The organism is Maritimibacter sp. (assembly GCF_016774595.1).
In the GTDB taxonomy this organism is placed as follows: Bacteria; Pseudomonadota; Alphaproteobacteria; order Rhodobacterales; family Rhodobacteraceae; genus Maritimibacter; species Maritimibacter alkaliphilus.
This window is the reverse complement of the sequence record NZ_JACBWT010000002.1, coordinates 412,943-438,920: the sequence shown is the minus strand read 5'-3', so window position 1 is coordinate 438,920 and position 25,978 is coordinate 412,943. Positions and strand designations below refer to the sequence as shown.

The window sequence follows — 25,978 nt, the reverse complement described above, 5'->3', positions numbered from 1 at the left end:
ATGCGCAACCGTCGTTTCCTCCCGTCGATCTCAGTGCTGGCCGCCTTCGACGCCGTGATCGCCACCGGGTCGGTGACGGCTGCGGCGCGCGAACTGGACCTCACCCAGAGCACCGTAAGCCGCCTGATCAGAACATTGGAAGAGCAGTTGGGGCGCGATCTGTTCGTGCGGCACAAGAAGCGGCTGGTGCCGACCCCCGCCGCGCTCGATCTGGCCGGGGACGTGGGGCGGGCGCTCGACCTCATTCAGCGGGCGAGCATGAAGGTGGTGGCGAACCCCGAAGGCGGCTCCCTGTCCGTCGCCACGCTGCCGACGCTCAACGCGCAATGGCTCGGCCCGCGGCTCAAGTCGTTCCTCGACACCAATCCGGGGATCAACCTGAGCCTGACCACCCGCCTGCGCCGCTTTTCGTTCGAGACCGAGCCGGTGGATGCGGTGATCTACTTCGGCGACGACGACTGGCCCGGCGCGCATCACCTGCGCCTTTTCGGCGAGCATTACACCGCCTGCGCCGCGCCCGACCTCATCGCCGGGGCCGACGTCACCGCGCCCGCCGACCTCGCCCGCCTGCCGCTCCTGCAACTGGAAACCCGGCCCCTCGCTTGGGCCGACTGGTTCGCCGCGCATGACGCGCCGCCGCCGCGCGCCGACGGGATGCTGTTCGACCATTTCTCGATGATGACGCAGGCGGCCATCGCGGGGCTTGGCGTCGCGATCCTGCCCGCCTACCTCGCGGCCACCGAACGGTCCGAGGGGCGGCTGGAGCCGCTGTTCACTCCGGCGGTGCCGGGGCGCGGGTCGTACTGGCTCGCCTGGCCGGAACCGCGCGATGCCTATCCACCGCTGGTCGCGTTTCGCGACTGGTTGGTCGGGCAGCCCGCGCCCTAGTCTCCGAAGACCGAAAGGTAGCGGATCACGGTCGGCCCCAGTGTGATGAGGAACAGCGCGGGCAGCATCATCACCGACATGACCCCGGACATCTGCACCGGCAGGCGGTTGGCCTTTTCGATCGCCTTCATCTCGCGCATCTCGCGCATTTCGGCGGCATAGGCGTTCAGCGCCTTGGCGATGGACGTGCCGTATTCCATCGACTGACTGACCACCTGCGCGAAGGCCGAAACCTCGGCCACGCCCATCCGCTCGGCCATATCGGCCAGCGCCTGCCGCCGGTCGCGGCTGGCGAGGATTTCGGCCTGACACAGCAGGAACTCTTCGGAAATGGCCGGGCTGACGGTAGCAAGGCTCTGACCAACGCGCGTCATCGCCGCATCGAACCCCATGCCCGCCTCGGTCGAGATTTGCAGCAGGTCGAGCGCGTTGGGAAACCCCGCCTCGATCTCGGCCTGTCGCGCCCTGATCTTGCGCTTGAGCCAGATCGTCGGCGACCAGAACCCGATGGCGGTGCAGATCGCGACGAGGCGCGAGGCGGAAATGAAGGTGAAGCCGCCGACGAGTTTGTCTAGGAACCAGGGCAACCCGACGCTCATGTTCAGGGCCGCCAACGCCAGTGCGATGACCGGCGCGGCGGTCGCGAGGATCAGGCGCAGCACGAAGAAGTTGCGCAGCGCATTCGGCCCGCCGAACCCGGCCCGCCGCAATTGATCGCGAATCTGGGTCCGTTCGGCCCGCTCCTCGGGGATCAGCGCCTTGAGCATCCCCTCGGGCAGCGCGTCGGGTGTCTTGAGCAGGTCACGCTTCGCCGCGCGCCCATAGGCGGCGGACGCCGCACGCATCCGTTCGGCCGCCGGGTCGCGCATCGCGATCGCGGTCCAGAGCGCGAGGCCGATGAAAACGACCGACACCGCGACCATCGCCATGAGCAGACCGGGCGAATTCAGAAGCGAAGTCAGATCGGAAAACGTATCACCAAGCATCGCGAAGCCTCACACACGAAACGAAACGAGTTTTCTGAGCATCAGCGCATTGCCCAGAACCAGCGCGAGGATCGCGCCGCACATCGGCCAGAACGCCGGATCGTCCTTGACCGAAGCGTAGTATTCCGGCGCGGTCAGCGAGGTGCCCACATACATGAGCACCGGCATCGCGGAGAGGATAATGGCGGTGATGCGCCCTTCCGAACTGACGGCCGAGACCCGGCGACGCATGGCGAAGCGACCCCGTATCACCCGCGCAAGGGTTTCGAGCATCGCGCCGAGATTGCCCCCGGTCGCGTGCTGGATCTGAACGGCGGCGGACAGGTAGTGAAAATCCTCGATGTCGATACGACGCGCCAGATCGTCGACCGCGTCGGTCAGGCTGTCGCCATAGGCCACCTGATCGGCGAGAATGCGGAACTCCGCCGCGATGGGGTCGGGCAAAGTGGTGGCGACGTTGCGGATCGTGACGTTCAGCGGGTGGCCGACGGAGAGCCCCCGTTTCATGAGGTCGAGCGCGTCGGGCAGTTGCCGGGTCAGCGCGTCGGCCCGTTTGCGGGCTGCGGTCGAGATGACGAGCGTCGGGACGAGAACACCGACCCCCACCGCCACCACAAGGGCAAGGCCCGCTCCGATCACCCCCTGAAGCACGAGGAACAGGACCGAGGTGACAAGCGCCGACCCCAGCACCAGCACGTTGGGCGACAGGGTCATGCCGGCACGCCGCATACGCACCGGAATGGTTCCGAGGATCGGCAGACCGTCTAGCGCGGTGCGCTCCACCAGTTTGCGCAGCCGGTCGCCCGTTCCCGCGTCCCCACCCGCCTGCATCCGGCGCATCCGATCGAGCCGAACGCTGTCGTCCGCCGGGCGGCGCATCGACCAGACGGCGGCCCCGATCAGGCAGAGCGCCAGAACGGCAAGGCCGATCAACAAAGCGGTGCTGGACAGGCCCGCCATCACACCGGCTCCGCAGCGGTAAAGATCCCCGTGGGCAGCGGATAACCAGCCGCCTCGATCGCCTCGACCGCGCGGGGGCGCACGCCGGTCGGACCGAAGCGTCCGATCACGTTGCCCTCCGCATCGCGCCCCGCACGGCGGTAGGCGAAGATATCCTGCATCAGGATCGTATCGCCCTCGATCCCGTAAACCTCGGAGATCGCCATGACGCGGCGCGTGCCGTCCGACAGGCGGTTGAGCTGCACCACGATGTTGATGCCTGCGGCCACCTGCGCGCGCACGGCGGACAGCGGAAAGTCGTTTCCGATCATCACCACCATCTGTTCGAGCCGCGAAATCGCATCGCGGGCGGTGTTGGCGTGGATCGTGGTCATCGACCCGTCATGGCCGGTGTTCATCGCCTGAAGCATGTCGAAAGCCTCCGGTCCCCGCACCTCGCCGATCACGATCCGGTCGGGCCGCATCCTGAGCGCGTTCTTGACGAGAAGCCGTTGGCTCACCTCGCCCGCGCCCTCGACGTTCGCGGGGCGGGTTTCAAGCCGCACCACGTGTTCCTGCTGAAGCTGAAGCTCGGCGGCGTCCTCGATCGTCACGATCCGCTGGCGGCGGTCGATGAAGGACGACAGCGCATTCAGCATCGTCGTCTTGCCCGACCCGTTGCCGCCGGAAATCAGCACGTTCATACGCGCACCGACGGCTGCATGGAGGAACGCGGCGGCGTTCCGGCTCAACGCGCCTTGGCTCACCAGCTTTTCCATCGTCAGTTTGTCGGCCGAGAACTTGCGGATCGAAAGCGACGGGCCGTCGATGGCGCAGGGCCGGATGATCGCGTTCACGCGGCTTCCGTCCGGCAGGCGCGCATCGACCCAGGGCTGGCTTTCGTCGATCCGGCGACCCACGCGGCTGACGATCTTGTCGATGATCCTGAGCAGGTGCTTTTCATCGCGAAACGTCGTCGGCGCGCGTTCCAGCAGGCCGCCGCGTTCGACGAAGACGTTGCGATGGCCGTTGACGAGGATGTCCGAAACGCTGTCATCCGCAAGCAGCGGTTCGAGCGGGCCGAGCCCCATCACCTCGTCGATCAGTTCGCCCACCAGACGCTTGAAGCTGTCCGATCCCATCTGGATGCGGTTGTCGTTCAGATGCGTGACGACCAGCGCCGAAATCGCGCGGCGCAGTTCCTTGAGGTCGGCCTCTTCGATCAGGGCGAGGTTCACCTCTTCGAGGATGATCTCGTGCAGACGGTGCTTGAGGTCGAACCACGCGCTCGTCTCGCCTTGCGAGCTGTGCGTGACCGGGGCGGGCGCAGGCATCGGCACGACGTTCTGGGTGTCGGTTGGAAGCACCCCGGCGGCAACGGGCACCGGTTTGCGCGCGTCGCGTCCACCGCGGAAATCATTGAAAATCGGCATGCTCAGGCCCTCCGCCGGTTCGAATTCTTGAAGTCGGTTCTGATCTGGTCGACGACCGGCCCCATGGCGCGGCTTACGGGTGCTTTCGGGCCGGACAGTGCCATCGGCTGCCCATGCGCGCGCGCCCGTGCGGCCGCCTTGTCGTCGCGGGGGAGCCATGTGGCGAGGGTCTGGCCGAGGAAATGCTCCGCCTCCTTCACATGGGCGGCACCCGGTTTCTTCTCCTTCGACACGACGACCTGCACCGGCAAGGCGGCGTGATCGTCGGTGTAGAGGTCGATCATCCGTCGGATCTGACGCACTGTGTGGACCGAGGTATCGCCGAGGATGAAAAAGCGGTCGGCCCGGGCCAGCACGGCGTCGATCCAGTCGACGACGACACGGGGCAGGTCGAGCACGACGTAGTCGTAGGCCAGACGAAGTTCGTCGATCAGCCGGGCGACCATGTCCGGCGTCATCGCATCGAGCGGGGCAAGCGTCACGGGCGCGGCCATCACGTCGAAGCCGCCGGGTGCATAGCTCTCAAGCGCCCGTTTCAGAAAGGACTGGTTCGGGCTTGCCTGCCCCTGAAGCATCTCCAGATAGGCCCCGCCATCGGTCAGGTCGATGGAGGCGCCCAGAACGCCGTTCTGGAAGTCGAGGTCCACCACCGCGACCCGCGCGGGCTCGCCTTTCGATGTCTTGTCGGGGCGTGCCAACAGCGTCGCGAGGTTCAGAGCGAAGGTCGTCGTGCCGACACCGCCCGCCGCCCCGCAGACCGCAAGCACCATTGCGTCGCGCGTCTCGCCCCCGGTGGTTTCGGCCTGCGTGGTCAGCGCGCCGAGGCTCGCCGCGTGATCCGCTTGCGGCTGGGTGTTGGACAGCGGAATGACCTCGGCCACCCCGGCCTCCATCAGCGTGCGCGCCGTCGCCAGCGTCAATGCCTCGCCGGTCACCCCGAGGATTTGCAGATCGTCCCCGAAGTGGCGTTTGAGTTCGCGAATGATCGCGATGTCGGTGTCGTTTCCGGGGCGGATCTCGAAGACCAGCAATTCGAGACCCGTAAGATCGGCATCCTCACGCGAGATGTAGTCCGCAAGGCCGAAGGGTTTGTGGAGGACGTCAAGGTTGGCATCCTGCGCCAGCCCCCGCGCGACCATTTCGGCCATGCCGGGCGTGCCGGACAGCATCAGGGTCCGGGTGCGCACGGCCTTTGGCGCCGCGACCGGCAGATCGGCGTCGGTGAAGCGGGGCGAGATGGCCACCTCGGTCATGTGTTCTCTCCATCCATGAGGATTTCGGCGGGCAACGAGGCGCTCATCCCCGGAAAGGCGATGGCGGCCCCGACCTTTCCGTCGGCATTCACGCCCAGAAGCGTGGCAAGCGCCCCGATGGGCGTGACGAATTCAAAGTCGAGGTCGATGATCTCGACCGTGACGCGGGGCGTGTAAGGTCCGCCGACGAAGCCGAGGTTCCCGTCGTAGTCGTAGCCGAAACGCAGGTTCGCGGGCGTCGCGTTGGTCGGCAGAAGCGCCGTGATGCGGGCGTAGATTTCGGCCCCCGTCGCGCCCGACTGCGCAGCCGTGCAGGACACCGAACCGGGGTCGGCGCACAGCCCATCGCCCGCCGAACAGGCGGTTCCGTAGGGGGTCAGGCTCCAGCCGATGCTGCGCGTGGTCGCCGCCGGCACGCCATCGCAGGCGGGCGTCCGAACCACGGCGGCGCGCACCGCCTGCTCGGTCGCCTTCTGCGCCATGACATAGGCGAAGCCCAGACGACCGAAGTCGATCAGGCCGAAGGCGAGCAGCAGGAAAAGGGGCATGATGATCCCCATTTCGACAAGCGCCGCACCGCCCTCGTCCCGCCGGAAGCGGATGATATAGCCGCGCAGGGTCATGTTCCGAAAATCCGGCCCTGATCGCTCACCTGCGTCGATGCGGTGGGCAGGGTCATGCCCGCCAGTTCGAACACGCGCGCGAAGGGGAAGGTGATGTTCAGCACGGCGGTCACGGTCGCCACCGGCACTGTGCCGGTGCGGTAGTCGCCGGTCGCACAGGTCAGCGCGGCGGTCACCGAGGACACGGTGATCGACGCCGGAAAGATCAGCGTTCCGTCCGAGGCGTTGCGCACGATGTCGGTGACGGTCGCCTGCCAGTCGTCCAGATCGGCGCCGACCTCGTCACAGATCGTGGGCGTCTCGACCCGCGCGACATAGCGTGTCGCATCACGCACGCCCGCGATGGTCGCCTGATAGGCCCAGAAGGTGCGCGCGGCCTCGATCGTCACGCCGAAGAGGATCAGCATGAGCGGCAGGACGAGGCCGAACTCGGCCAGCACCGCGCCCTCGTCGCGGCGTGCGAACCTGCGGATATGCCGAAACGCGCGCATCAGTCGTAGAGCCTTACCACGTCGCGCAGCACCGCATCGGTCACGTTCTGCGAGGGGTCCGGCCCGACCTGCCCCACGATCTCGACCGCGACACCGTCGGTGCCGTCAAGGCCGACCGGAGTCATCAGAAAGACCTCGGCGAAGCCAAGGACCGGAACGCCAGCAGACCCGGCCGACACACCGTTCGCGCCGCAATCCACCACCGCCGCCACCATTACGCGGCGGGCCGGGTCTTCGGACACCGCCGAGGTGCATTGCGGCCCGACGACCAGATCGAGAACGTCGTCCACGATGCCGCCGACCCCGCCGAGCACACCGCCCAAACCCCCGGACGACCCACCACTCGACCCGTCCGGGGTTTCGCCCGCCAGTTCGGCGGCAAGCTCGGCCTGAAAGTATCCGAAGCGCGTCGTCGCGGTCGGGTAAGGGTCGGTGCCGCCATAGTTCACATCGACATAGACGTCGCGCCCCGCGCTCCAGTCGCCATCGCCCAGAAGTCCGCAGGTTCCGCCCGCCTGACAATCGTCGAGCGGCAGGCCCGCAGCCCCCGAGAGCGAGACGTTCGTGCCCGTCAGGCATTGACCCAAGAGCGGCTCGAACGCCGAGAGCACGTTCGAGGCGGCTGGATAAAGCGCGTCGTTCACAAGGTCCGTGGCCGGACCGTCGAATATGTCGAAGGGGATGTTGAGCGAGGCGTCGAGACTGACCGACAACAGGCTGTCGCGCACCGTCACCCCGTCATCCGCAATGCAGACCGGCTTGTCGCCTTCCGCCGCGATCATGCAGATGTCGAGGCCGACACCGTCAAGACCCGCGCACAGGCTGTCCATCCCGATAAGGTCCGCGACCGGATCGAGCGGGGCGAGCGCGCCGGGGGCGAGTTGACCCACATCGGCGGCAAGGTGCAGGTCGAGCGATCGGCCCACACTGGCCCCGATGTCGAAGTCGGCACCCGGCGCGCAGATCATCAGGGGCGTGACGTTGCAGGCATAGCGAGTGAAGCCCGCGACGGCATGGGCGCCCGTGCGGTCGCGCCCGGCATCGTTGCCCGACAGGGCCGCATAGACCGCGCCGAAGATCGGCGTCACGGCGCGATCCGCGACCCGGACCGACACGTATTTCGCCGCCTCCGGGGTGGTCGTGGCATCGATCTCGCCCGACGCATCCGGCCGCACCGCGTAGAAAGTCAGGACGAAATCCTCCGCGCCCAAGGCGCCCGGCCCTTCGCCATAGGTCTGGCTGTCCGCGATCAGTTGTTCGGCGGCGGCCTGCGCGCGGGCCAGCGCGTCGGCACCCCCGTCAAGCTCGCCCGCCGCCGCCAGCGCCACGTTGTCGGCGAAGCTCTGCATCTCGGATTGCGTGGCTGCGACGCGACCGAAATCGTAGCTCAGGGCGACGATGCCCGAAAAGATGGCGAGCATCAGCGCGAACACGACAAGCACGGCGCCGCCCTCGTCGCGCCAGTGGGAAGCCAGACGGGACCGCATCATTGCTCCAGAACGATCTCTTCCGACGCCATGCCACGGCGCACACGCACCGTCGTCGGGTCGAGCGCGGGGGCCTGAACGACCACCTCGGGTTCCGGCGCGGGTTCGGGATCGCCCCAGACGTCGCGCAGGGTGATCTGATCCATCTCGCCGGTGTCACCGATGGCATCGTCGTTGCGCAGGATCAGGCTCAACTGCCCGGCCTCCTGCGCCAGGACGAGGCGCTGGCTGTCGCGCGGCGCGACCTCGACGGTGATCGTGCGGGCCTTGCGCGCCCCCCGCGCTTCGGTGTCCTGATCGACGGCCAGAACGCGGGTATCCTGAAGGATGACGCCCGTGCGAAGCGTGTCGCCCCGCCCCTGCGTCAGGACGATATCGACATGGTCGCCGGGGGAGACGAAGCCGCCGACGGCCGTGTCCGCGTTCACCCGGATCGCGACGGCGCGGGTTCCGGGCGAAAGGGTCGATCCGATGGTCACCGAAGCGCCGAATTCGGAAACATTGGCGGCGAGAACGACATCGCCCTCGCGGATTGTCTGGGTGGCGCGGCGCGGGGCCGTGCCTTCGGCGCCCAGCAGGACCGTGGCGCTGTCGAAGGCGCCCGTTGGCACCAGATCGGCGGGCCATGTCTGGGGGACGAGGTCGTCGCGGCGGATCGGCTCACCGAACCGGATGTCACGCGCGGCGGCGATCAGCACGACCGTTTCCGGAACGGCCACCGTCGGGGCGGCCTGTTCGGACCCGCCCAGCACGCGCTGTGCGACGGCGGCACAACCGACGGCAAGTGCGATGCCGCTCGCGGCGAGGATGAGGGGGGCTTTTCGCATGATCTGCTCGTTTTCACTCGTATGACTGGCCTTCGCCTTCTGTCCCGGGCGAAGTGCGGGTCACGCGCCGCGCAGACCTGAAACTGCGCGACGCGTGGCGAGGTAATCGGCTCAGCTCGGGGCCGGTGCATCCGGGAGGGCGCTGGACGCGGCGCCCATCGATTCCGACACGTCGCCCGAGAGGGTGAGGAACGCGCCAGCGCCGATGGTGATGGCGAGGGAGAGGGCGATCCCGTATTCGACGAGGGTGGCGCCGCATTCGTCGCGCTGGAAACGGCCCAGCGCAGCCTTGATAACATTGAACATACTAGCTCCTTGGGGGTTGGACGAAACCGACGCGGCCCGCCTCAATGCCTATAAACGTGTCGGAAAACGGAAATCCGGGCATCATTCAAAGGGATGAGAACTGCAACCAAGGGTTGAACGCCTAGCGTCGAAAGGGTCAGGGCAACCTTACCTTTTCACAGGATTGACACAGTGCTGCCGCCGCGCCGCCACATTTCGCCTCGGAAACTAACCTTTTGTTCAGAAAGGCGGCCCGGATCGTGGTCTTTTGCAAATTGCGAAACCTGAATCCGGGATGTTGAATACCTTAATAATTCCCCACTTTTGGACGCGGTTTTTCGTTGGATGGCGGTGTCGCGACCAGAAACGAAGGGGCTCATCATGGTCATACCGCTGAACCACCGCCGCATCGCAGCAGCGTCACCCACCTCGGACCTCGGCTGTTTCGTGCGAGTCGGCCATGTGGCCACGCTCACACTGTCCGGTCAGGCCGACTTCCGCTCGATGGCCGAAGCGATCGCCGTCGCGACGCGGGCCGACCGTCTGGCGCTCGTCCGGCTGCGCAAGGGCAGCGACCAGGCGGATATGATCGTGGATGTCGGGGGCGTCGACACCCGGAAGCTGAACGACCTCGTCTGGATCGCGGCCGAGGGGGAGGTGGGAAGCCTCAAGACCTACTCGGGCGACTATTTCGAGAAATTCACGGTCCTGCTCGGCAAGAACGACGCATTTGCCGACATCCTGTTCATCGCCTGCCCGGACCCTGCGGTGACCGAACTCCTCGGCTCGGAACTCGCCTTTCTCTGGTCCACGCGCAAAAAGGGCCTCGTCTCGCGGCTCATCGGGCAGGAAGACCACCTCGAACCCACATCGGTCTTTCCGCTCCTGTCGCCGGAAAATCCCTATGACCTGACACGGGCCGAAGCGCGGATCTGCAAATCTCTCGCCGACGGCCTGAAACCCGCCGAGATCACCGAACGCCTGCATTGCTCCATGCCCACCGTGCGCACGCATCTGCGCAACATCTATGCCAAGACCGGGCTGAACGGGATGCTCGCCGTGGTGCACAAGCTGCACGCCGACATGAACGGCGCGCCCGCCACCTGAGGCACGATTGTTTTTCGCGGCGCCCCACCCCACTTGATCGGTGTGGACACGACAGAGACACCTCAACCCCTGCCGCGTGGCGAGATCCGGGCCTTCGTGCGGGAAACCTTCGGGCTTCGCGGCACCCTGCGGCTGCATCGCGCGGCCCTTGGTGGCGATCTGATCCGCGCGCCGCTGAACGTGATCCTCGCGCCCGTGTTCCTGCTGACGCGCCTTGCCGCTCTGCTCGCGAGGGTAATGAGACGGCATCGTGCCGCAGACTGGCTCGCCACGCGCCGCATCCTGCTTCGCACCCGTGTGGCGGCCGAAGTGGCCGCGCGGGTGTCGGCGTTCATTCACGAGCTGGACGGCCACGGCATCGGTCCCAGTGCGCCGGTGGACGAGACGCGCGCGGCGATCGACGCCTATGTCTCGACCCGCAGCGCGGTGGCCGAGATCGTCACGCTGATCGTCGTCATTCTCTCGGGCTTCCTGCTGTTTCACACCGCGACCCCCGGCCTCGTATCGCTCGCTGGCCCCTTCGCCGATCTGGGGGCCCGGACCATCGCCATCGACCGATTCCCGCTGGGCCCCGGCATCGGGCGGCTGTGGTACGGCCTGTTCCCGGCGGCGCTGCCGATCTGGATGGTGGTCGCGGTTTTTCTGGCGCTCTCCGTCGCCAGCGCCTTCGTCACGACTTTCGCGGGCCTCGTCGCCGACCCGGTTCAGGTCGCGACCGGCACGCACCGCCGCAGGCTGGAGCGCCTTTTCCGCCGCCTTGCGGACCGCGCCGGGCCGGAAGGACTTGCGCGTGAGCATGTCGCGGCCCGGCTGGGCGACATAGGCGACCTTGCCTTCAACCTGATCCGCTTCCTGCGCGGCTGAGTTACGGAACCATCGCGGATTTGAGCGCCTTGCTGGGAAAGCATGTGGCCTCGCGCCCGTTGGCCTCCTGCCAGCGCCCGATGGAGCGGCGCGTTTTGTAGCCCGGCAACCCGTCGACCCCGCCGACATCGTGCCGCTGCCCTTCCAGCACGCGCTGAATGTCGGCGATGTCCGAGCGATACATTCCGCCGACATCGCCCCAATCGCCGCGAAAATCCCCGATTCCATACCGGATACGGTCGCCCACATGCCCCACGAACAGGGCGTACAGGTCGCTCGTGTTGTAATCCTTGAGCACGTAGAAATTCGGCGTGACGACGAAGGCCGGGCCGAACCGGCCGGCGGGCATCATCAGATAGCCCTCGCCCTTCGCCTCATGTTCGGGAAACGGACGGCCCGAAACACGGGTGATCCCCATATCGGCCCAATCCGCGATGCTGCGCCCCTGATCCGGCCCCTCCAACGTGCAACTGACGGAGGCGGGCACCCTGACCTCGAACCCCCAGTCGCGGCCCGCGACCCAGCCGTGGTCGGCCAGATAGGCGGCGATCGAGGCGATGGTGTCGGCCTCGGAGCCCCAGATATCCGCCTTGCCGTCGCCGTTCCCATCGGTGCCGTAGCGCGCGAAGTTCGACGGCATGAACTGCGGCTGCCCCAATGCGCCCGCCCAGCTGCTGCGCATCTCACGCGGATCGAGATGCCCCGCCTCGGCGATTTCGAGAGCGGCGATCAACTCGTCGGTGAAGTAATCCGCGCGCGTGGACATGAACCCCTTGGTGCCCAGCACTTCGAAGGCGTCATACCGGATCGCGACCCGGCCATAGCTGCTTTCACGCCCCCAGACGCCAAGAACGATCCGCCCCGGCACGCCTGTCTTTCGTTCGACCGCGTCTAGGGTGGCCGCGTGACGGCGGGCCATGACTTTCCCGACCGAGGTCGCACCGTCCAACCCGTTCCGGTTGAAGTATTTCGCGGGCGCCCCGAACTCCGCCTGCCGCTGGTTCTGCGGCGTCTCGCGCACCGTTCCCGGGGGCACGAGGTCGGGAAGATCCCAGTTCAGCGTTACTCCGTCGAAAGCCGCATCGAACGTGTCCCGCGACACACCCTTGGCCTGTGCGCGCGGCCAGACGGTCGTGTCCAGCCAGTCCTGAAACTGGCCTTCCACAGCATCACGATCCTGCCCTACGGCGGGTGTGGCGATGAGGGCAGCGAGGATCAGGGCTTGTAGCCAGCGCATGAAACGAACGTCCAAAGGTCGCCCCGACCCTAGGGCCAATCCCGCGCCGCACCAAGGCGGGGGTTCCGCCATCGGCTGAAAACCCCGCCACGTCCCTTTCCGCCGCCCCGGTCTTCGGTCACAGTGCCGCCGAGGACAGGGAGGACCGACATGACCAAACGCGACACGCTCATCTCACGCACCATCGTGGAGGGGCTCGACCGTGCGCCCCACCGCGCCTTTCTGCGCGCGATGGGGCACGACGACACGGCACTGGCCAGCCCGTTCGTCGGCATCGCGCATACCGCGAGCGAGGTGACGCCCTGCACCATGTCGCTCCCGCCGCAGATCCAGTCGGCCAAGCTGGGCATCACCCGCGAAGGAATGACCCCGTTCGAATTCGGCACGATCACCGTGGCCGACAGCATGTCGATGAACCATCGCGGGATGCGCTTTTCGCTCGTCTCGCGTGAGATCATCGCGGACAGCATCGACGCGGTGGTGCGCGGCCATGCCTATGACGGGCTGATGACCTTCGCCTCCTGCGACAAGACGCTGCCGGGCATGTTGATGGCCATAGCGCGCATCAACCGCCCTTCGGTCTTTCTGTATGGCGGGGCCGCGCTGCCGACACCGTGGAACGGGCAGGACATCGGGGTGGTCGACGTCTACGAAGGCGTGGGGCGCGTCTACGAGGGCACATCGAGCGAGGAAGAGCTTGACGCGATGGAACGGGTGGGTGTGCCCACCGTCGGCTCCTGCGCCGGGCAGTTCACGGCCAACACCATGGCGCTCGTGGCCGAGGTTCTGGGCTTGGCCCCCCTCGGTGTCGCCTACCTTCCCGCCGTCTATTCTGAACGGCAGGTGCTGGTGAAACGAGCGGCGGGTCTGTTGCGCCGAGCGGTGGACGAGAACGGCCCGCTGCCCTCGGACCTCATCACGCGCGAGTCGCTGGAAAACGCCGTGGTCGCGGTCGGCGCGACGGGCGGATCGACCAATGCCCTCCTCCACCTGCCCGCCATCGCGAACGAGGTCGGGATCAGCTTCACGCTGGACGACATCGCGAAGGTGCTGGAGGACGTGCCGCTGGTTGCCGACCTGAAACCCGGCGGCGCCTACTGGGCGCGCGACATGCACCACGTGGGCAGCACCCCGGCGCTCCTGCGCGTGTTGAAGGGGGCGGGCGTGCTGCACACGGACACGCCGAGTGTCGAGGGCCGGACGCTGGGTGAACTGGCCGACACCGGCCCCGAAGCCGACGGCAAGGTGATCCGGGCCGTGGGCAATCCGGTCACGCCGACCTCGGGCGTGGTGGTGCTCAAGGGGTCGCTCGCCCCCGAAGGGGCGGTGCTCAAGGTCGCGGGCCTCAAGCACACAGTCCACGAAGGCCCCGCACGGGTGTTCGAGTGCGAGGAGGATGCCGTGGCCGCCGTGCGCAAACGTGAATACGAGGCAGGCGACGTCATCGTGATCCGCAACGAAGGCCCCAAGGGCGGGCCGGGGATGCGCGAGATGCTGGGCGTCACCGCGCTCCTCTACGGTCAGGGCATGGGCGAGGAGGTCGCGCTCATCACCGACGGCCGCTTTTCAGGCGCGACGCGGGGTCTGTGTATCGGTCACGTGGGGCCCGAAGCGGCGGCGGGTGGCCCCATCGGCCTGATCCGCACGGGCGATATCATCCAGATCGACGCAGGCAAGCGGGAGTTGAACGTGAAACTTTCGATCGACGAGCTTGCCCGGCGCACCCGCCCCCCGGTGCCCGAGGGGCTGGAACCCGAAACGCCGACCCTGCGCAAATACGCGGCCCTCGTCGGCCCCGCGCATCTGGGCGCGACCACGCACCGGAACACCTAGGCTCAGGGGCGCGGGAAAGGATTGCTCCACGCCTGCTTTCCCGCCGCATCCACCACGGTCACGCGCAACCAGTCGCTGTCGTAGAACCGCATGAGCGGCACTTCGGTCCGCGTCATCGACGTGCCGTGGACCGCTGCCGTGCCCTGCCCCCGACCCTGCACGATGATCGACACCGCGGCGGTGGTTTCCACGGTCACCGCGCTTTTCGTCACGTCGATGCCCCGGATTTCCGGCCCTTGGGAGGCGTAGAACTCCCCCCGCTTCAGCGCCGCCAACAACAGATCGGGATCGTTCGCTTCGGCCTTCACCATGACCCAGCCTCCGAAGTGGTCCGGTTCGGTGAAATGGGCATCGTCCGTCGCGATGATCGTAAGGTCGCGCCCCTCCGACAGAAGCAGGTCGAGCACATGCCCACCGCCGCCGCGCGCCGCCCCGGCTTCGCACCCGTGGTTATAGATCTCGACCGCATGGGCCGCGTCGATCGACCGGGCGTCCGCCAGCGTCAGCCCCGACCAGTGCGGATGCGCGATGGCGATGAAAGCCCCGGCATCGCGCGCACGCCGTGCGATCTCGGGCCCGGTCTCCTGCGCGTCGACGGCAAGGAACCCGGGCGAGTTCGAGGGCGCGAAATCGGCGGGCAACCCGACGGCGAGGATGTGCCACAGATCCCCATTCTCCATCGCGCCGGAATGCAGCTCGGCCCCCAGAAGCGTGGTGAAGGCGTTGTTGCGATATGGCAGCGTATCCGCGATGGGGTAATCGAACATGCCGACGAAATGATCGGTGAGCGCGATGAAATCATAGCCCTCGGCCTGATAGCGTCGGCACACCTCGCCCGGGTCGAGCGCCCCGTCGGACAAGTTGGAATGGGTGTGCAGGTTTCCGCGCCAGAACCGTCCGGGCGCCGTGAATGCGGTCAGCGACATCGTGCTCTCCTTGTTGCGGGAACGCTATCGCAATCACGGCACGGTTTTGAACCCGTTTGTCGCCGTCGTCCGCCCGGCGTCATGCGTCAGGGCACGGGCGCGGCGGAAAACGCGTCGGTCCAGCGTTCGAGGAATTGTCGCTCGGTGCTGCCGTCCAAGGCCACGAGAAGCGGCGGCGCGAGCGGGATGGACCGGCGCGCGCTTTGCACCGTGCGCAACTCGTCGGGGTCGGTCGCATACAGCAGGCCAACCGAGGCGAGCATGGCTTGCCCCCGCTCGGACAGAAGGAAGTCGAGGAATTGCTCGGCCGCCACGGGGTTTCGCGCCTTGGCCGGGATCATGTAGGCGCGCGACAGAAAGAGGGTGTAGTCCTCCGGCAGGATCACACCCACGTTCGCGGGGGCCGCGTTGCGCACGTATGAACCGAGCACGTTGTAGGCGAACAGGTATTCGCCGGTCGAAACGCCCTCGATGATCTCGGCCGAACAGCAGGTCGCGATCGCATCGGACCGTGCCAGACCTTCCAGCAGCGACCCGAAAGTGGTTGCTTCGAGGCTGTCGATATAGGCGAACAGGTATCCCAGCCCGGATGCCTCGATGTCGTAGGTCGCGATGCGCGCCCGGAACGTCACGGGGTCGTCGCGCATGAGATCGAGCAGGTCGAAACGCGATTGCGGAACATCCTCAGGCGCAATCCGGTCGGTGTTGTAGATCATGACCGCAGGTTCCTGCGTCACGCCCCAAACCTCGTCGCGCCACCGTCGCGTATCGGGAAGGGCCCGCGTGCGGTCGGACACGAAGGGCCGGGCGCAGGCGCGGTTGACCAGCGAGACCATCAGATGAACGGCGGACGAGAACACCGCATCCGCCGGGGTCGTCTCGCCGTCGCAGGCGGACGACGCATTGGCGTGCAGGGGGTTCGAGCCCCATTGTTCGTAGGTGATCGCAAGGTCCGGGTGGTCGGCGGCGAAGGCGGTCAGGGCGGGTTCCAGAATGGCGATGTCGGTCGTCGACCGGATGACGAACGGCGTCGCCCCGGTGCCGAATGTCGCCACGTCTTCCTGTGCGAATGCCGCCGTGGCCGAAACCGCGACCGCCAGCAGAGCTTGTATCAGGCGCGTCACGAAGCACCCCCTTTGACCATGGGAAGGGCGAAGCCGATCCGGAAACGTCCGTTCGCCTGCGACACGACGATCTCGCCATCGAAAGCGTCGGTCACGGCGGTCACGATGGACAGGCCAAGCCCGCCGCTGTCCTCGCGCGAGGCGGCGGAGCGTTGAAACCGTTCGCCAGTGCGGGCGAGCAGACCGGGTGACATGCCCGGCCCCGCATCCTCGATCCACAGAACCGCGCGCCCCCTATCCTCGCTCACGCCGATCCGCACAGGCGGCGCGCCATGTTTGAGCGCGTTGGTCAGCAGGTTCTTTCCGGCCTGAACCAGCGAGAATTCGTCGCCCAGAACCATGACCGGGTCTTCCCCGATCACCAGTTCCACCTCGACGTCAGGCGCCAACACCTCGTGGTCGCGGGTCTCGACGATCTCAAGCGCGATCTGGCGCAGGTCGATCTTTTCGCGCGCGACCGAGTCGGTGCGATGGACGACCAGAGCACGCGACAGCATCTGATCGAGAAGCGTGCCCAAGGACCGCGTGCGCCGCGCGAGGCGTTCGAGGCGTTTGTCGCGTTCCCCCGGATCGCTTTCTTCGATTGCCGTCTCGGCCTGTGCGCGGATCGCGGCGACGGGCGTGCGAAGCTGGTGGGCAGTGTCCGAAATCAGCGACTGCATCGCCGTGAACTGCCGATCCAGACGCCCCATGAAGCGGTTCATGGCGGTGACGATAACGGCGATCTCGCGCGGAACGTCCTCGACCGAGACCGGCGTCAGGTCGTAAGGGTCGCGCCCCGCCATATCCTCGGCGATCCGGTCGAGCGGCCGGACCGCGCCGCGCACCACGATGACCGAGATCAGGATCAGCGCGGCCCCCGCGATGGCAATGGGAACGAGAGCATTCAGCATCAGGTCGATGGCAAGCGCCCGCCGCGCGATCATGGTCTGTCCCACGGTGACCCGGACGTTGCCCGAAAAGTCGCGCTCGGCAAAGCGACGGACGACATCGACGAAGCGCGCATCCTCGCCCTGCATCGACCCGTCGAAGAAGATCGCCTCCCGCAGCCGTTCGCGCGTCGGGGACGGCGTGTCACTCAGCCCAGTAATCAGCCCGTCGTCCGGGCCGCGCACGGCATAGGTCACGCGATCGTCCGGGGCCTGCGCCAGAAGTTCGAAGGCCGAGGTGGGCAGGTTCAGCGTCGGCGCCCCGTCCGCGATCCGAATGGACTCCGCGATGTCGTTCGCGGCACCCAGAAGCAGCCGGTCATAGGCCTCCCACGATGCGGATCGTCCGTTGAACCATGCCGACAGGGCCACGATCACGGCGCCGATGCCAAGGATCAGGACCACGCCGGTCAGAAGCCGGGCCAGAAGGCTGGGGGCCGAACCGTCAGCCACGGTCGACGATCCTGTAGCCGACACCGCGTTGCGTCTCGATCCCCACGCTGCTGCCCGCAAGTCGCTTGCGCAGCCTCGCGATATAAAGCTCGATGGCATTCAACCCGACATCCGCATCGTCGAAGGCGAAAAGCCCGTCGTAAAGCCGTTCCTTCGACAGGTATTGCTCGGGGAAACGGACGAGCAGTTCCAGCAACGCCGCCTCGCGCCGGGTCAGGGTCACTTTCTCGCCGTCGAGAGTCGCGCTCATCTGTGACGGCGAATAGCTGAGGGCCCCAAGCTGGATGGTGTCGCTTTTCTGCGCCGCTTCGCGCCGCACCAGCGCCCGTAGCCGCGCCTCCAGCTCGCGCTGATCGAAGGGTTTCACGAGATAGTCGTCGGCCCCGAGGTCGAGCGCATCGACCCGGTTGTCCACCGACACCAGCGCGGTCAGCATCAGGACCGGCGTCCGGTCACCGCCGGTGCGCAGACGGCGCAAAAGGTCGGTCCCGCTGCCGTCCGGCAGGTTGATGTCCAGCACCAGCGCGTCATACCGCTGGACCGCCAGATGATCCTCGGCCTCGGTCACGGTGGCCGCCAGATCGCAGGCGATTCCCACGCGCGCGAACCGGGCCGACACGGTTTCGGCCAGATCGGTCGCGTCTTCGACCATCAGAACGCGCATCTCGGGGGTCCTTTCGTGCCATGCGTCCGGCGCATGACAGGTTTGTGACAGGTTCAACCGTTACTGCCCAGTTAACCCGACGGGAGCGGTGCTGCAAAGCCGTGTCCCGGCCGGGGAGGAGACCGGCGTGCCGCTTGGGAGTGCGGGCGCCGAAATTGGAGGACACTCATGACCATCAAACTCACCCTCGCCGCCCTCATGCTGGGCGCATCCACCTTCGGCGCCGTTGCGCAGGACTTCACCCCCGAGAACCCGGAGTGCATCGCGCCCGCCAACCCCGGCGGTGGCTGGGACTTCACCTGCCGTCAGGTGGGCAAGTCGCTTCAGGATCAGGGCCTGATCGAAAAGACCATGCAGGTCGTCAACCTCGCCGGTGGCGGCGGCGGCGTCGCCTTTGCCGAAGTGGTGAACAAGCGCAGCGATGACAACGACCTGATCGTCGCGGCATCGAGCGCGACCGCGACCCGTCTGGCGCAGGGGGCATTCCCCGGCAACACGATGGATCAGGTCCGCTGGCTCGCCTCGATCGGCGCGGATTACGGCGTGATCGCCGTGGCCGCCGACAGCGACGTGAACACGCTGCCCGAGCTTCTCGACATGGTGAAGAACGACCCGACCTCGGTGTCGGTCGCGGGCGGTTCGGCCGTGGGTGGCTGGGACCACCTCAAGGTGCTGATCGCGGCCAATGCCTATGGCATCGAGGACGTGCGTTCGGTGAAATACATCGCCTTCGACGGTGGCGGCGAGGCTGTCACGCAGCTTCTGGCCGGGTCCGTTCAGGCCTTTACCGGCGACATTTCGGAAGCCAAGGGGTTCGTCGATTCCGGTGACATCAAGGTCATCGCGGTTCTCTCGCCCGAGCGTCTGGAGGGCGAATTCGCCGACTTCCCGACCGCGAAAGAGCAGGGCATCGACGCCATCGGCGCGAACTGGCGCGGGTTCTACGCGCCGGGCGGCATGTCCGACGAAGCCTATGACGCCTGGGTGTCGAAAATCGCCGATCTCTATGCCTCGGACGAGTGGAAAGAGATCATGGCGGCCAACGGCCTCGCCCCGCTCAGCCTGCAAGGTGCCGAGTTCCAGGAATTCGTCGCGAATTCGGTCCAGCAGATTCAGGACATCTCGAAGGAAATCGGGATCATCAAGTAACCCGACCACCACTCACGCACACCGGGGCGGCGGCCATGTCGCCGCCCTTTCCGCAATCTCTGCCGCAAGGAGAGCGCCATGAGCGATCGCATATTCGGTGCCGTCGGCCTGCTGTTGGCCATCGGCTTCGCCGTCGCCGCCTTGAACATCGAGGAAAGCTTCCTCTCGGACGCCGTCGGGCCGAGTGGCTTCCCCCTCATCGTCGCCGTCGTGCTGGGCCTGTCCAGCATCGTCATCGCGATCAAACCCGACGCCGCCCCGCATTGGCCCGGCCTCGGCCGCCTCGCCGAACTGCTCGCCGCAGTCGGGATGATGGTGCTGTATGCCGAGCTTCTGCCGGTCGTGGGCTTCGTCATCGCCACCGCCGTCGCAGCCGCCTACCTGAGCTGGCGGTTGGGGTCCGGCATCGTCGGTGCCGTCCTGACCGGGGTCGGTTCTTCCGTGGGGATTTACGTGATCTTCCACCTCATCTTCGGCCTGTCGCTCGCGCGCGGCCCGCTCGGCTTCTGAGGAGGCTCACGTGGAAACTTTCGCAAACCTCGCCGATGGTTTCGCCATCGCGCTGACGTGGAACAACCTGTGGCTCGCGCTGCTGGGCTGTTTTCTGGGCACCATCATGGGCGCGCTGCCCGGCCTTGGTCCGTCGAACGGCGTCGCCATCCTGATCCCGCTCGCCTTTACCATGGGTCTTGGCGCGACGCCGTCGCTGATCCTGCTGACATCAGTGTACTACGGCGCGATGTATGGCGGGCGAATATCGTCGATCCTGCTCAACATTCCCGGCGATGAACCCGCCATGATGACCTGTCTCGACGGGCATCCGATGGCGAAGAAGGGGCTCGCGGGCGAGGCGTTGTCGCTCTCCGGCATCGCATCCTTCGTCGGTGCGTTTCTCGCCACCTGGGGTCTCATCCTGCTGGCCCCGCAACTCGTCAAGATCGCGCTTCTGTTCGGCCCCGCCGAATATTTCGCGCTTTTCGCGCTCGCGTTCATGACGCTGGGCGGCGTGTCCTCGACCAATCAGGCGAAATCGGCCTTCGCCGCCGCGCTGGGTCTGGGTCTCGCCACGATCGGCGTCGACACGCAGACCGGCGTGCCTCGGTTCACCTTCGGCGAAGTGCACCTTTACGACGGTCTCGACTTCCTCGTCGCCATCGTCGGCCTGTTCGCCCTGTCCGAGGTTTTCATTTTCCTCGAAGAGCGCCACGGCAACTCCGAAGCGGACGCCAAAAAGCTGACCATCGGTCGGCTCTATCCGCCGGTTTCGATGATCAAACAGACGACGCCGACCATGCTGCGCACGTCGGTGCTGGGCTTCATCGCGGGCGTTCTACCAGGTGCGGGGGCGTCGCTCGGCTCGTTCATCAGCTATTCGTTCGAAAAGCGGTTGGTGGACAAGGAAGGCACCTTCGGCACGGGCGACCCGCGTGGCGTGGCCGCGCCCGAGGCGGGCAACAACGCCGCCGCCGGGGGCGCGCTGGTGCCGATGCTGGCTTTGGGTGTGCCGGGGTCCGGCACCACGGCGGTTCTGCTGGCCGTGCTTCTGTCGCTGAACATCACGCCCGGCCCGCTGCTGTTCACGCAGAACCCGGATGTGGTCTGGGGCCTGATCGCGGCGCTGTTCATCGCGAACTTTATGCTGCTGGCGCTGAACATCCCGATGGTGGGTCTGTTCACCCGCGTCCTGCTGATCCCGCCCCGTATCCTGATGCCGATCGTCGCGATGGTCAGCTTCGTCGGGATCTACGGCATCTCGGGCTCGTCCTTCGACCTCTTGGTGATGATCGGCTTCGGCGTGATGGGCTGGGTGCTTCGCAAGTTCGACGTGCCGCTGGTGCCGATCATTCTGGGCACGCTTCTGGGCAACGCGATGGAGAACAACCTGCGCCGCGCGATCACCATCGACAACGGCAACTGGTGGACCCTGATCGACAGCCCGCTGACGATCATCCTGTGGTCCATCGCCATCGTCGGCTTCATCCTGCCCGTCATCGTCGGGCGACGCGTGAAAGCCAAGATGCGCCGCGACGAAGAAGGCGCGCTTCAGGACTGACGAGATCAAGGGCGGCATTCAGGTGCCGCCCTTTTCCCATCCATGCCGGGCGCGGCGCGGGGCTTTTCGGTTGGGTTGGGACAATGATGCCTGACTGCTTCTTCCCGAGTGCGTCGAGCAGTCTTTCGTGGCATGCGTGGGGCGCCCTCATCGCCCACCGCTTCAGACGAACTGAGCGGAATGCCGGCCAATATTCTTGACGTAGAGATAGGCCGCGGCGCTACGTCGGCATGTTTCCCGGAATCATCAGTGGAAAGCCCTCAGGCCAGCACCGTCTCGATCTTGACCCCGGAAATACGATGCCATAGGTACGCAGTCACCGAGCGGGCGTTGTGTAATGGTAAGACCTCAGCCTTCCAAGCTGATGATACGGGTTCGATTCCCGTCGCCCGCTCCACCGATCGGCAGGTCTCCAGACACAAAAAAGCCGGGCACCCGGCCCGGCGATTTCGTCACGCTCTGATGCTCGATCAGAGGTAGTAGGTGTCCGCGAAAACGTGGCGGACGATGCCATCGCGGGTGAGGCCGCGTTCGGCGAGCTCGGCGTCCGACAGCGACTCGAACGCGGCGATTTCGGCTTGGCGCGAGCGGGCTTCGACATAGGCGGCACCGAAGGATTTCAGACCGTTCAGGACACGGGCGAAAACCGGGTGCGAAGCGGCGAAGTCGGAGTTGGTTGCGGTATAGGCCATCTTGGGAACCTCAGATCAGATTGTGTTGCTCAGGGTTTCCCCCCTTGCCGATCTAATTAGGTCACACAGGCTGCCACGAACACCGACAATGCGGCAATGCCGCTATGCAGCATTTGCAGACCCGGTCGGGTCGAGGCTCAATCCCCCAATATTTACAATGTGTTCCACGATGTCGGACACGCCCTCACCGTGCCGCAATGCAGAAAAAACGAAGGGTTTCCCGGCCCGCATCCGGGTCGCGTCACGCTCCATGACCCCCAGATCGGCCCCGACATAGGGCGCCAGATCGCGTTTGTTGATGACCAGAAGGTCGCTGCGCGTGATCGCGGGGCCGCCTTTGCGCGGGATCTCCTCCCCCGCTGCGACGTCGATGACGTAGAGCGTTATGTCGGCCAGTTCCGGGCTGAAGGTGGCCGACAGGTTGTCGCCGCCGCTTTCGATCAGGATTAGGTCCAGATCGGGGTGGCGGGCTGTCAGGTCCGCGACGGCGGCGAGGTTGATCGACGCATCCTCGCGGATCGCCGTATGCGGGCAGCCGCCGGTTTCGACGCCGACGACGCGGTCGGCGGGCAGGATCTGCATCCGCATCAGCGCCTCGGCGTCCTCCTGCGTGTAGATGTCGTTGGTGATGACCGCCATCGAACAGCGGTCTTTCAGCGCCTTGGCGAGTTCGGCGGTCAGGGTGGTTTTTCCAGCCCCCACGGGGCCACCGATGCCTACTCTCAGGGGTCCATTCATGTGCGGAAAATCCTCGAGCGTTGGGTTTCGTGTTTCATCGCCGCGATGTCGGACAGGAACGAGGACGAGGCGATATGCGTCAACTCTCCGTCCGCCGCCTCGCGCGCGGTCTCTTCGCAGATCGGTGACAGCGTGCGGATCACGCGCTGCGCCTCGGTCTGGCCGATCGGGCCAAGCCGCTGCGCCGCCGAGACGAGGTTCGAGACGAAAGCCTGAAGGTAAAGCGTGAGCGACAGCTCCAGCGGGAGCCCCTCAATCGCCACCGCGCGACCCAGCGCCACCGGATAGGTCAGGCCGGCGAGGTCGGCGTCCCATACGTGGCCCACCACGTCGCAGAACGCCCGCCCCTGCGCCTCGGCCTCGAGCAGCCGTTCGCGGCAGGGGGCAAAGGCACGCGCGGCCCGATCCACCTCGGCCAGCGGCACCCGGGCGTGATAGGCGGCGGCCACGAAATGCGCGTCAGCATGGGCCGAGCCGAGCGTCAGCAGGTCGGTGAGCCACGTTTCCAGATCGGCGGAGGTCTTGATCCACCCCGCCTCGAACGCGGCCTCCAGCCCATGCGAATAGGTAAAGGCCCCCACCGGAAAGGCGGGCGAAAGCCATTGGGTCAGCGTGAGAACCGCGTCAGTGCGCATGGCCGTGATCTCCGTGGTCGTGGTCGTGGCTTTCGGGGCCGTGGGTATGCGAATGGTCGTGCCCGTGGGTGCGACCGTGACCATAGGCTCCGCCTTCGGGGGTGAAGGGTGCAACCACTTCGCGCACCGAAGCGCCCAGCCGCGTCAGCATGTCCCGCATGACGTGGTCGCGTTGGATGAAAATTGCGGCAGATGCCAATTGTGCAGGCGTATGGCGATTGCCGATGTGCCAGGCGAGCCGCACCATGTCGTCGCCCGTCACCTCGTAAAGGTCTTCCTCCGCCGGAACGACGCCCACGCTGCGCCCGTCCTCCAGCACGAAGGCGTCATGCACCCCGACGCTCGTCGTCTGGGCCAGATCGACGAGGAACCGCTCGCCCGTTTCGGTGGTCAGAACCCTGCGCCGCAGGAACCGCTCGTCATAGGTCAGGACCACCCGCGTGTCGGGGTGGTCGAGGTGTTTCACGGCTCGGGCGGCAGGCAAGTTCATCTCAACCCCATAACGGTGTCGTAACGGTAATCGGTCTTGGCCCCGTCCGGTGCGATGCTCTCGGCAAGGTAGGACAGGCCGTATTCCGGCAGGTAGTGATAGATTTCGCGCTCCTGCCCGTAAGACAACGCGACCGGGATCATCGCGAAGGCGCAGGTGCCGATGGTCAGGACGGATGCAGGCCCGAAGGTATAAGTTTCGGTCGACTTGAACCGGTCGGTGCCGTCGAACCCTTCGACCGTCAGCGTGAGGGCGCCATCGGGAAACGGTTCCGGCAGGTTGTCGAGCGCGGTCGGATAAGAATACCGCGTCTCGTTCTCCGCCTTGCCGTCGACCAGATCGAAGATCCGGGTCAGGTACATCCCCTTTGCCAGCACGGCGCGCACCGTCGGCTTGGTCTCGCTTTCGACCGTGGATTCGACCGAGCCGTCGGCATAGCGCACGAAGGTCTCGACATCCCCGGTCGAGGCCGAAAACCGAACGCCGTTCCCGGCCATGTCCGAAGGGCGCGGGCAATCGGCCAGCGCGGGGCCGGCGAGCAGGGTCAATGCAAGGAACAGTCTCATCGCGCCCGCACCCCCGTGATCCCATAGGTTCGCTGCACGCCCGAGGCCAGCTCCGTCCACTGGGTCTGAACCGCCATGTCGAGATCGATGAAATAGACAAAGCGGTCGAGGAAGGCCGTGGGCCCGTCCCGGTGCTCGGCGGTGATGCCCATCACGCGGTAGTCGCAACCGCTCACCCGCGCGCTCTTTTCTTCGAGGAAGGTGTACGTGACCTGCCAGCGGGTGCGCCCCCGCTGATCGTCCAGACCGTTGGACGAGGACGACACCTCCGTCACGGTCCGCGTCGCACGGGTGAGCGGGTCGAGCCGGGGCCGCGCACCGCTCATCCGCCAGTCCGACGACCACGTCGTGTTGAAGTCGAGCGGCGCTTGCCCGGTGATCGCGACCGCCGTGGTCGACCCGCTTTCCCGGATCGGAAACGGGCCGTCGCGCAGGATGTCGGTGTAGCGATCCACCGCGAACCCGTCTGTCGTGTCCGGGTCGAAACGGCGCGTGAATTGATAGCGCGTCCCCTGCCCCGTGCGCGTCACGGTGGTCGGCCCGGTGGCCTGACGGGTCACGACGACCCCCCGGTCGAGGTTCGCGGCCGTCAGGCACGCCGCCGCACCCGGCCCCGTGAGCACCGCGACACCGGCGGCAAGGATCGCCACGCCCCTCATTTCGTCACCATCTTGGTGATGCCGTAGCGGGCGGTGCGTCCGGTCTGGTTGTCCGTGTATTGCGTCAGCAGGCCATACCCCAGTTCCGGGAAATAGGCGTATCGGTCGGTCCAGTCGCGCCCTTCGCCCTGAAACCGCGCCGTCACGCCCATGACCGCGTAGGTGCAGCCCGACAGCGTGGCCTGCCGCATTTCTTCGAACACGTAACGCACGGTGTAGCGGTAGTTCTCCTTGAACGCGCCCGACTGATCGCTCCCCGTGGCCTTGACGGTGAGAGTCGAGGTCCAGACCCGCCCCGACTGCGGCTTGGGCGGATTGCCCCCGAAGCTGTATTTCGAGGTCTGCTCGAACCACGCCCCGATCACGTTCTCGGGCGCATCCGAGAAATGGCCCTGCACCGGAAAGATGCCATAGCGAGCGACCACCGCATCGCCCCGGCCATAGTTCACCTGCAAGTATTGCCCGTTCGGTTGCGCGGACCCCTGCCCCTTGATCTCGCGGGTGAACGCGATGCCTCGCGAAAGGTCACCGGGCGCGACACAGGCGGCATTGGCGGAAAGCGGGAGGGCGGCGGCGAGGGCCGTCGTCAGGGCGCAAAGGCGGAAAGGCATGGCGGAAATCCTCGGTTCAAAATGGGTAATTCCCAT

At 66.4% G+C, this 25,978-nt stretch carries 28 protein-coding genes and 1 tRNA gene; 8 read left to right on the top strand and 21 right to left on the bottom strand.

The window, feature by feature from the left end:
• Positions 1-888, top strand: a complete 888-nt coding sequence (locus HOY44_RS13405) for a LysR family transcriptional regulator (RefSeq protein ID WP_287435233.1) — start codon at positions 1-3, stop codon at positions 886-888.
• Here HOY44_RS13405 and HOY44_RS13400 read toward each other — a convergent pair.
• From HOY44_RS13400 to HOY44_RS13360, 9 genes are all read right to left on the bottom strand, one after another.
• On the bottom strand, positions 885-1,874 hold the full coding sequence (locus HOY44_RS13400) for a type II secretion system F family protein (protein WP_287435231.1): 990 nt from the start codon (positions 1,872-1,874) through the stop codon (positions 885-887). The two genes, HOY44_RS13405 and HOY44_RS13400, sit on opposite strands and share 4 nt — an antisense overlap.
• Before the next feature lie 9 nt (positions 1,875-1,883).
• A complete protein-coding gene (locus tag HOY44_RS13395) occupies positions 1,884-2,834 on the bottom strand; it encodes a type II secretion system F family protein (protein ID WP_287435229.1) in 951 nt (316 codons plus the stop codon).
• Entirely contained in the window at positions 2,834-4,246 is a 1,413-nt protein-coding gene (locus HOY44_RS13390) for a TadA family conjugal transfer-associated ATPase (protein ID WP_287435227.1), read from the bottom strand. Before HOY44_RS13390 ends, HOY44_RS13395 begins: the two co-directional genes overlap by 1 nt.
• Before the next feature lie 2 nt (positions 4,247-4,248).
• Positions 4,249-5,499, bottom strand: a complete 1,251-nt coding sequence (locus HOY44_RS13385; protein ID WP_287435226.1) for a CpaE/TadZ family protein — start codon at positions 5,497-5,499, stop codon at positions 4,249-4,251.
• Positions 5,496-6,122, bottom strand: a complete 627-nt coding sequence (locus HOY44_RS13380) for a TadE/TadG family type IV pilus assembly protein (protein WP_287435224.1) — start codon at positions 6,120-6,122, stop codon at positions 5,496-5,498. Before HOY44_RS13380 ends, HOY44_RS13385 begins: the two co-directional genes overlap by 4 nt.
• Complete coding sequence (locus HOY44_RS13375; RefSeq protein WP_138423771.1) at positions 6,119-6,613, bottom strand: TadE/TadG family type IV pilus assembly protein; 495 nt, start codon at positions 6,611-6,613, stop codon at positions 6,119-6,121. Before HOY44_RS13375 ends, HOY44_RS13380 begins: the two co-directional genes overlap by 4 nt.
• Positions 6,613-8,100: a TadE/TadG family type IV pilus assembly protein gene (locus HOY44_RS13370; RefSeq protein WP_287435221.1), complete on the bottom strand. Its 1,488-nt coding sequence runs from the start codon at positions 8,098-8,100 to the stop codon at positions 6,613-6,615. The genes HOY44_RS13375 and HOY44_RS13370 overlap by 1 nt, the downstream gene beginning before the upstream one ends.
• Positions 8,100-8,927 carry a Flp pilus assembly protein CpaB gene (gene cpaB, locus HOY44_RS13365; RefSeq protein WP_287435219.1) on the bottom strand — a complete coding sequence of 276 codons (828 nt, stop codon included), beginning with the start codon at positions 8,925-8,927 and terminating at the stop codon, positions 8,100-8,102. The genes HOY44_RS13370 and cpaB overlap by 1 nt, the downstream gene beginning before the upstream one ends.
• 111 nt (positions 8,928-9,038) lie before the next feature.
• Entirely contained in the window at positions 9,039-9,233 is a 195-nt protein-coding gene (locus tag HOY44_RS13360; RefSeq protein WP_008331049.1) for a Flp family type IVb pilin, read from the bottom strand.
• 360 nt (positions 9,234-9,593) lie between these two features.
• On the opposite strand from HOY44_RS13360, the gene HOY44_RS13355 reads away from it, so the two are divergent.
• Both HOY44_RS13355 and HOY44_RS13350 read left to right on the top strand, forming a co-directional pair.
• Positions 9,594-10,319 carry a helix-turn-helix transcriptional regulator gene (locus HOY44_RS13355; RefSeq protein ID WP_287435216.1) on the top strand — a complete coding sequence of 242 codons (726 nt, stop codon included), beginning with the start codon at positions 9,594-9,596 and terminating at the stop codon, positions 10,317-10,319.
• A 42-nt stretch (positions 10,320-10,361) separates the two neighbouring features.
• Positions 10,362-11,183 carry a DUF6635 family protein gene (locus HOY44_RS13350; protein WP_287435215.1) on the top strand — a complete coding sequence of 274 codons (822 nt, stop codon included), beginning with the start codon at positions 10,362-10,364 and terminating at the stop codon, positions 11,181-11,183.
• A 1-nt stretch (position 11,184) separates the two neighbouring features.
• Here the strand turns inward: HOY44_RS13350 and HOY44_RS13345 are convergent, their stop codons facing one another.
• Positions 11,185-12,420 (bottom strand): lytic murein transglycosylase, encoded by a 1,236-nt coding sequence (locus tag HOY44_RS13345; protein WP_287435213.1) that lies wholly within the window; start codon positions 12,418-12,420, stop codon positions 11,185-11,187.
• Between the two features lie 150 nt (positions 12,421-12,570).
• On the opposite strand from HOY44_RS13345, the gene HOY44_RS13340 reads away from it, so the two are divergent.
• A complete protein-coding gene (locus tag HOY44_RS13340) occupies positions 12,571-14,253 on the top strand; it encodes a dihydroxy-acid dehydratase (RefSeq protein ID WP_287435211.1) in 1,683 nt (560 codons plus the stop codon).
• 2 nt (positions 14,254-14,255) lie between these two features.
• On the opposite strand, the gene HOY44_RS13335 is transcribed toward HOY44_RS13340, so the two are convergent.
• From HOY44_RS13335 to HOY44_RS13320, 4 genes are all read right to left on the bottom strand, one after another.
• Positions 14,256-15,179, bottom strand: coding sequence for a PHP domain-containing protein (locus HOY44_RS13335; protein ID WP_287435208.1), 924 nt, complete (start codon positions 15,177-15,179; stop codon positions 14,256-14,258).
• 86 nt (positions 15,180-15,265) lie between these two features.
• Entirely contained in the window at positions 15,266-16,303 is a 1,038-nt protein-coding gene (locus tag HOY44_RS13330; protein WP_287435206.1) for an ABC transporter substrate-binding protein, read from the bottom strand.
• Positions 16,300-17,685, bottom strand: a complete 1,386-nt coding sequence (locus tag HOY44_RS13325) for a sensor histidine kinase (protein ID WP_287435204.1) — start codon at positions 17,683-17,685, stop codon at positions 16,300-16,302. Before HOY44_RS13325 ends, HOY44_RS13330 begins: the two co-directional genes overlap by 4 nt.
• Positions 17,678-18,349 (bottom strand): response regulator transcription factor, encoded by a 672-nt coding sequence (locus HOY44_RS13320; protein ID WP_138423781.1) that lies wholly within the window; start codon positions 18,347-18,349, stop codon positions 17,678-17,680. The genes HOY44_RS13325 and HOY44_RS13320 overlap by 8 nt, the downstream gene beginning before the upstream one ends.
• 168 nt (positions 18,350-18,517) lie before the next feature.
• Here HOY44_RS13320 and HOY44_RS13315 point away from each other — a divergent pair, with 168 nt between their 5' ends.
• From HOY44_RS13315 to HOY44_RS13300, 4 genes are all read left to right on the top strand, one after another.
• On the top strand, positions 18,518-19,498 hold the full coding sequence (locus tag HOY44_RS13315) for a Bug family tripartite tricarboxylate transporter substrate binding protein (RefSeq protein ID WP_287435201.1): 981 nt from the start codon (positions 18,518-18,520) through the stop codon (positions 19,496-19,498).
• 78 nt (positions 19,499-19,576) lie between these two features.
• Positions 19,577-20,008, top strand: coding sequence for a tripartite tricarboxylate transporter TctB family protein (locus HOY44_RS13310; protein WP_287435199.1), 432 nt, complete (start codon positions 19,577-19,579; stop codon positions 20,006-20,008).
• A 10-nt stretch (positions 20,009-20,018) separates the two neighbouring features.
• Complete coding sequence (locus HOY44_RS13305) at positions 20,019-21,551, top strand: tripartite tricarboxylate transporter permease (RefSeq protein WP_138423783.1); 1,533 nt, start codon at positions 20,019-20,021, stop codon at positions 21,549-21,551.
• Between the two features lie 323 nt (positions 21,552-21,874).
• Positions 21,875-21,948 (top strand) — tRNA-Gly (locus HOY44_RS13300).
• A 73-nt stretch (positions 21,949-22,021) separates the two neighbouring features.
• On the opposite strand, the gene HOY44_RS13295 is transcribed toward HOY44_RS13300, so the two are convergent.
• From HOY44_RS13295 to HOY44_RS13265, 7 genes are all read right to left on the bottom strand, one after another.
• Positions 22,022-22,243 (bottom strand): hypothetical protein, encoded by a 222-nt coding sequence (locus HOY44_RS13295; RefSeq protein WP_008331077.1) that lies wholly within the window; start codon positions 22,241-22,243, stop codon positions 22,022-22,024.
• Positions 22,244-22,345: 102 nt separating this feature from the next.
• Positions 22,346-22,981, bottom strand: coding sequence for an urease accessory protein UreG (gene ureG, locus HOY44_RS13290; RefSeq protein WP_287435197.1), 636 nt, complete (start codon positions 22,979-22,981; stop codon positions 22,346-22,348).
• A complete protein-coding gene (locus HOY44_RS13285) occupies positions 22,978-23,616 on the bottom strand; it encodes an urease accessory protein UreF (RefSeq protein ID WP_008331079.1) in 639 nt (212 codons plus the stop codon). Before HOY44_RS13285 ends, ureG begins: the two co-directional genes overlap by 4 nt.
• A complete protein-coding gene (locus HOY44_RS13280; protein WP_287435195.1) occupies positions 23,606-24,106 on the bottom strand; it encodes an urease accessory protein UreE in 501 nt (166 codons plus the stop codon). Before HOY44_RS13280 ends, HOY44_RS13285 begins: the two co-directional genes overlap by 11 nt.
• Complete coding sequence (locus tag HOY44_RS13275) at positions 24,103-24,672, bottom strand: hypothetical protein (RefSeq protein ID WP_008331089.1); 570 nt, start codon at positions 24,670-24,672, stop codon at positions 24,103-24,105. Before HOY44_RS13275 ends, HOY44_RS13280 begins: the two co-directional genes overlap by 4 nt.
• A complete protein-coding gene (locus HOY44_RS13270; protein ID WP_287435192.1) occupies positions 24,669-25,331 on the bottom strand; it encodes a hypothetical protein in 663 nt (220 codons plus the stop codon). The genes HOY44_RS13275 and HOY44_RS13270 overlap by 4 nt, the downstream gene beginning before the upstream one ends.
• Entirely contained in the window at positions 25,328-25,942 is a 615-nt protein-coding gene (locus HOY44_RS13265) for a hypothetical protein (protein WP_287435190.1), read from the bottom strand. Before HOY44_RS13265 ends, HOY44_RS13270 begins: the two co-directional genes overlap by 4 nt.
• Positions 25,943-25,978: the final 36 nt, after the last annotated feature.

What these genes read in the sequence shown, in the direction of transcription:
- HOY44_RS13405 (WP_287435233.1), top strand. Translation starts at nt 1, where the DNA reads ATGCGCAACCGTCGTTTCCTCCCGTCGATCTCAGTGCTGGCCGCCTTC.
- HOY44_RS13400 (WP_287435231.1), bottom strand. Translation starts at nt 1,874, where the DNA reads ATGCTTGGTGATACGTTTTCCGATCTGACTTCGCTTCTGAATTCGCCC.
- HOY44_RS13395 (WP_287435229.1), bottom strand. Translation starts at nt 2,834, where the DNA reads ATGGCGGGCCTGTCCAGCACCGCTTTGTTGATCGGCCTTGCCGTTCTG.
- HOY44_RS13390 (WP_287435227.1), bottom strand. Translation starts at nt 4,246, where the DNA reads ATGCCGATTTTCAATGATTTCCGCGGTGGACGCGACGCGCGCAAACCG.
- HOY44_RS13385 (WP_287435226.1), bottom strand. Translation starts at nt 5,499, where the DNA reads ATGACCGAGGTGGCCATCTCGCCCCGCTTCACCGACGCCGATCTGCCG.
- HOY44_RS13380 (WP_287435224.1), bottom strand. Translation starts at nt 6,122, where the DNA reads ATGACCCTGCGCGGCTATATCATCCGCTTCCGGCGGGACGAGGGCGGT.
- HOY44_RS13375 (WP_138423771.1), bottom strand. Translation starts at nt 6,613, where the DNA reads ATGCGCGCGTTTCGGCATATCCGCAGGTTCGCACGCCGCGACGAGGGC.
- HOY44_RS13370 (WP_287435221.1), bottom strand. Translation starts at nt 8,100, where the DNA reads ATGCGGTCCCGTCTGGCTTCCCACTGGCGCGACGAGGGCGGCGCCGTG.
- cpaB (WP_287435219.1), bottom strand. Translation starts at nt 8,927, where the DNA reads ATGCGAAAAGCCCCCCTCATCCTCGCCGCGAGCGGCATCGCACTTGCC.
- HOY44_RS13360 (WP_008331049.1), bottom strand. Translation starts at nt 9,233, where the DNA reads ATGTTCAATGTTATCAAGGCTGCGCTGGGCCGTTTCCAGCGCGACGAA.
- HOY44_RS13355 (WP_287435216.1), top strand. Translation starts at nt 9,594, where the DNA reads ATGGTCATACCGCTGAACCACCGCCGCATCGCAGCAGCGTCACCCACC.
- HOY44_RS13345 (WP_287435213.1), bottom strand. Translation starts at nt 12,420, where the DNA reads ATGCGCTGGCTACAAGCCCTGATCCTCGCTGCCCTCATCGCCACACCC.
- HOY44_RS13340 (WP_287435211.1), top strand. Translation starts at nt 12,571, where the DNA reads ATGACCAAACGCGACACGCTCATCTCACGCACCATCGTGGAGGGGCTC.
- HOY44_RS13335 (WP_287435208.1), bottom strand. Translation starts at nt 15,179, where the DNA reads ATGTCGCTGACCGCATTCACGGCGCCCGGACGGTTCTGGCGCGGAAAC.
- HOY44_RS13320 (WP_138423781.1), bottom strand. Translation starts at nt 18,349, where the DNA reads ATGCGCGTTCTGATGGTCGAAGACGCGACCGATCTGGCCGAAACCGTG.
- HOY44_RS13315 (WP_287435201.1), top strand. Translation starts at nt 18,518, where the DNA reads ATGACCATCAAACTCACCCTCGCCGCCCTCATGCTGGGCGCATCCACC.
- HOY44_RS13310 (WP_287435199.1), top strand. Translation starts at nt 19,577, where the DNA reads ATGAGCGATCGCATATTCGGTGCCGTCGGCCTGCTGTTGGCCATCGGC.
- HOY44_RS13295 (WP_008331077.1), bottom strand. Translation starts at nt 22,243, where the DNA reads ATGGCCTATACCGCAACCAACTCCGACTTCGCCGCTTCGCACCCGGTT.
- ureG (WP_287435197.1), bottom strand. Translation starts at nt 22,981, where the DNA reads ATGAATGGACCCCTGAGAGTAGGCATCGGTGGCCCCGTGGGGGCTGGA.
- HOY44_RS13285 (WP_008331079.1), bottom strand. Translation starts at nt 23,616, where the DNA reads ATGCGCACTGACGCGGTTCTCACGCTGACCCAATGGCTTTCGCCCGCC.
- HOY44_RS13280 (WP_287435195.1), bottom strand. Translation starts at nt 24,106, where the DNA reads ATGAACTTGCCTGCCGCCCGAGCCGTGAAACACCTCGACCACCCCGAC.
- HOY44_RS13275 (WP_008331089.1), bottom strand. Translation starts at nt 24,672, where the DNA reads ATGAGACTGTTCCTTGCATTGACCCTGCTCGCCGGCCCCGCGCTGGCC.
- HOY44_RS13270 (WP_287435192.1), bottom strand. Translation starts at nt 25,331, where the DNA reads ATGAGGGGCGTGGCGATCCTTGCCGCCGGTGTCGCGGTGCTCACGGGG.
- HOY44_RS13265 (WP_287435190.1), bottom strand. Translation starts at nt 25,942, where the DNA reads ATGCCTTTCCGCCTTTGCGCCCTGACGACGGCCCTCGCCGCCGCCCTC.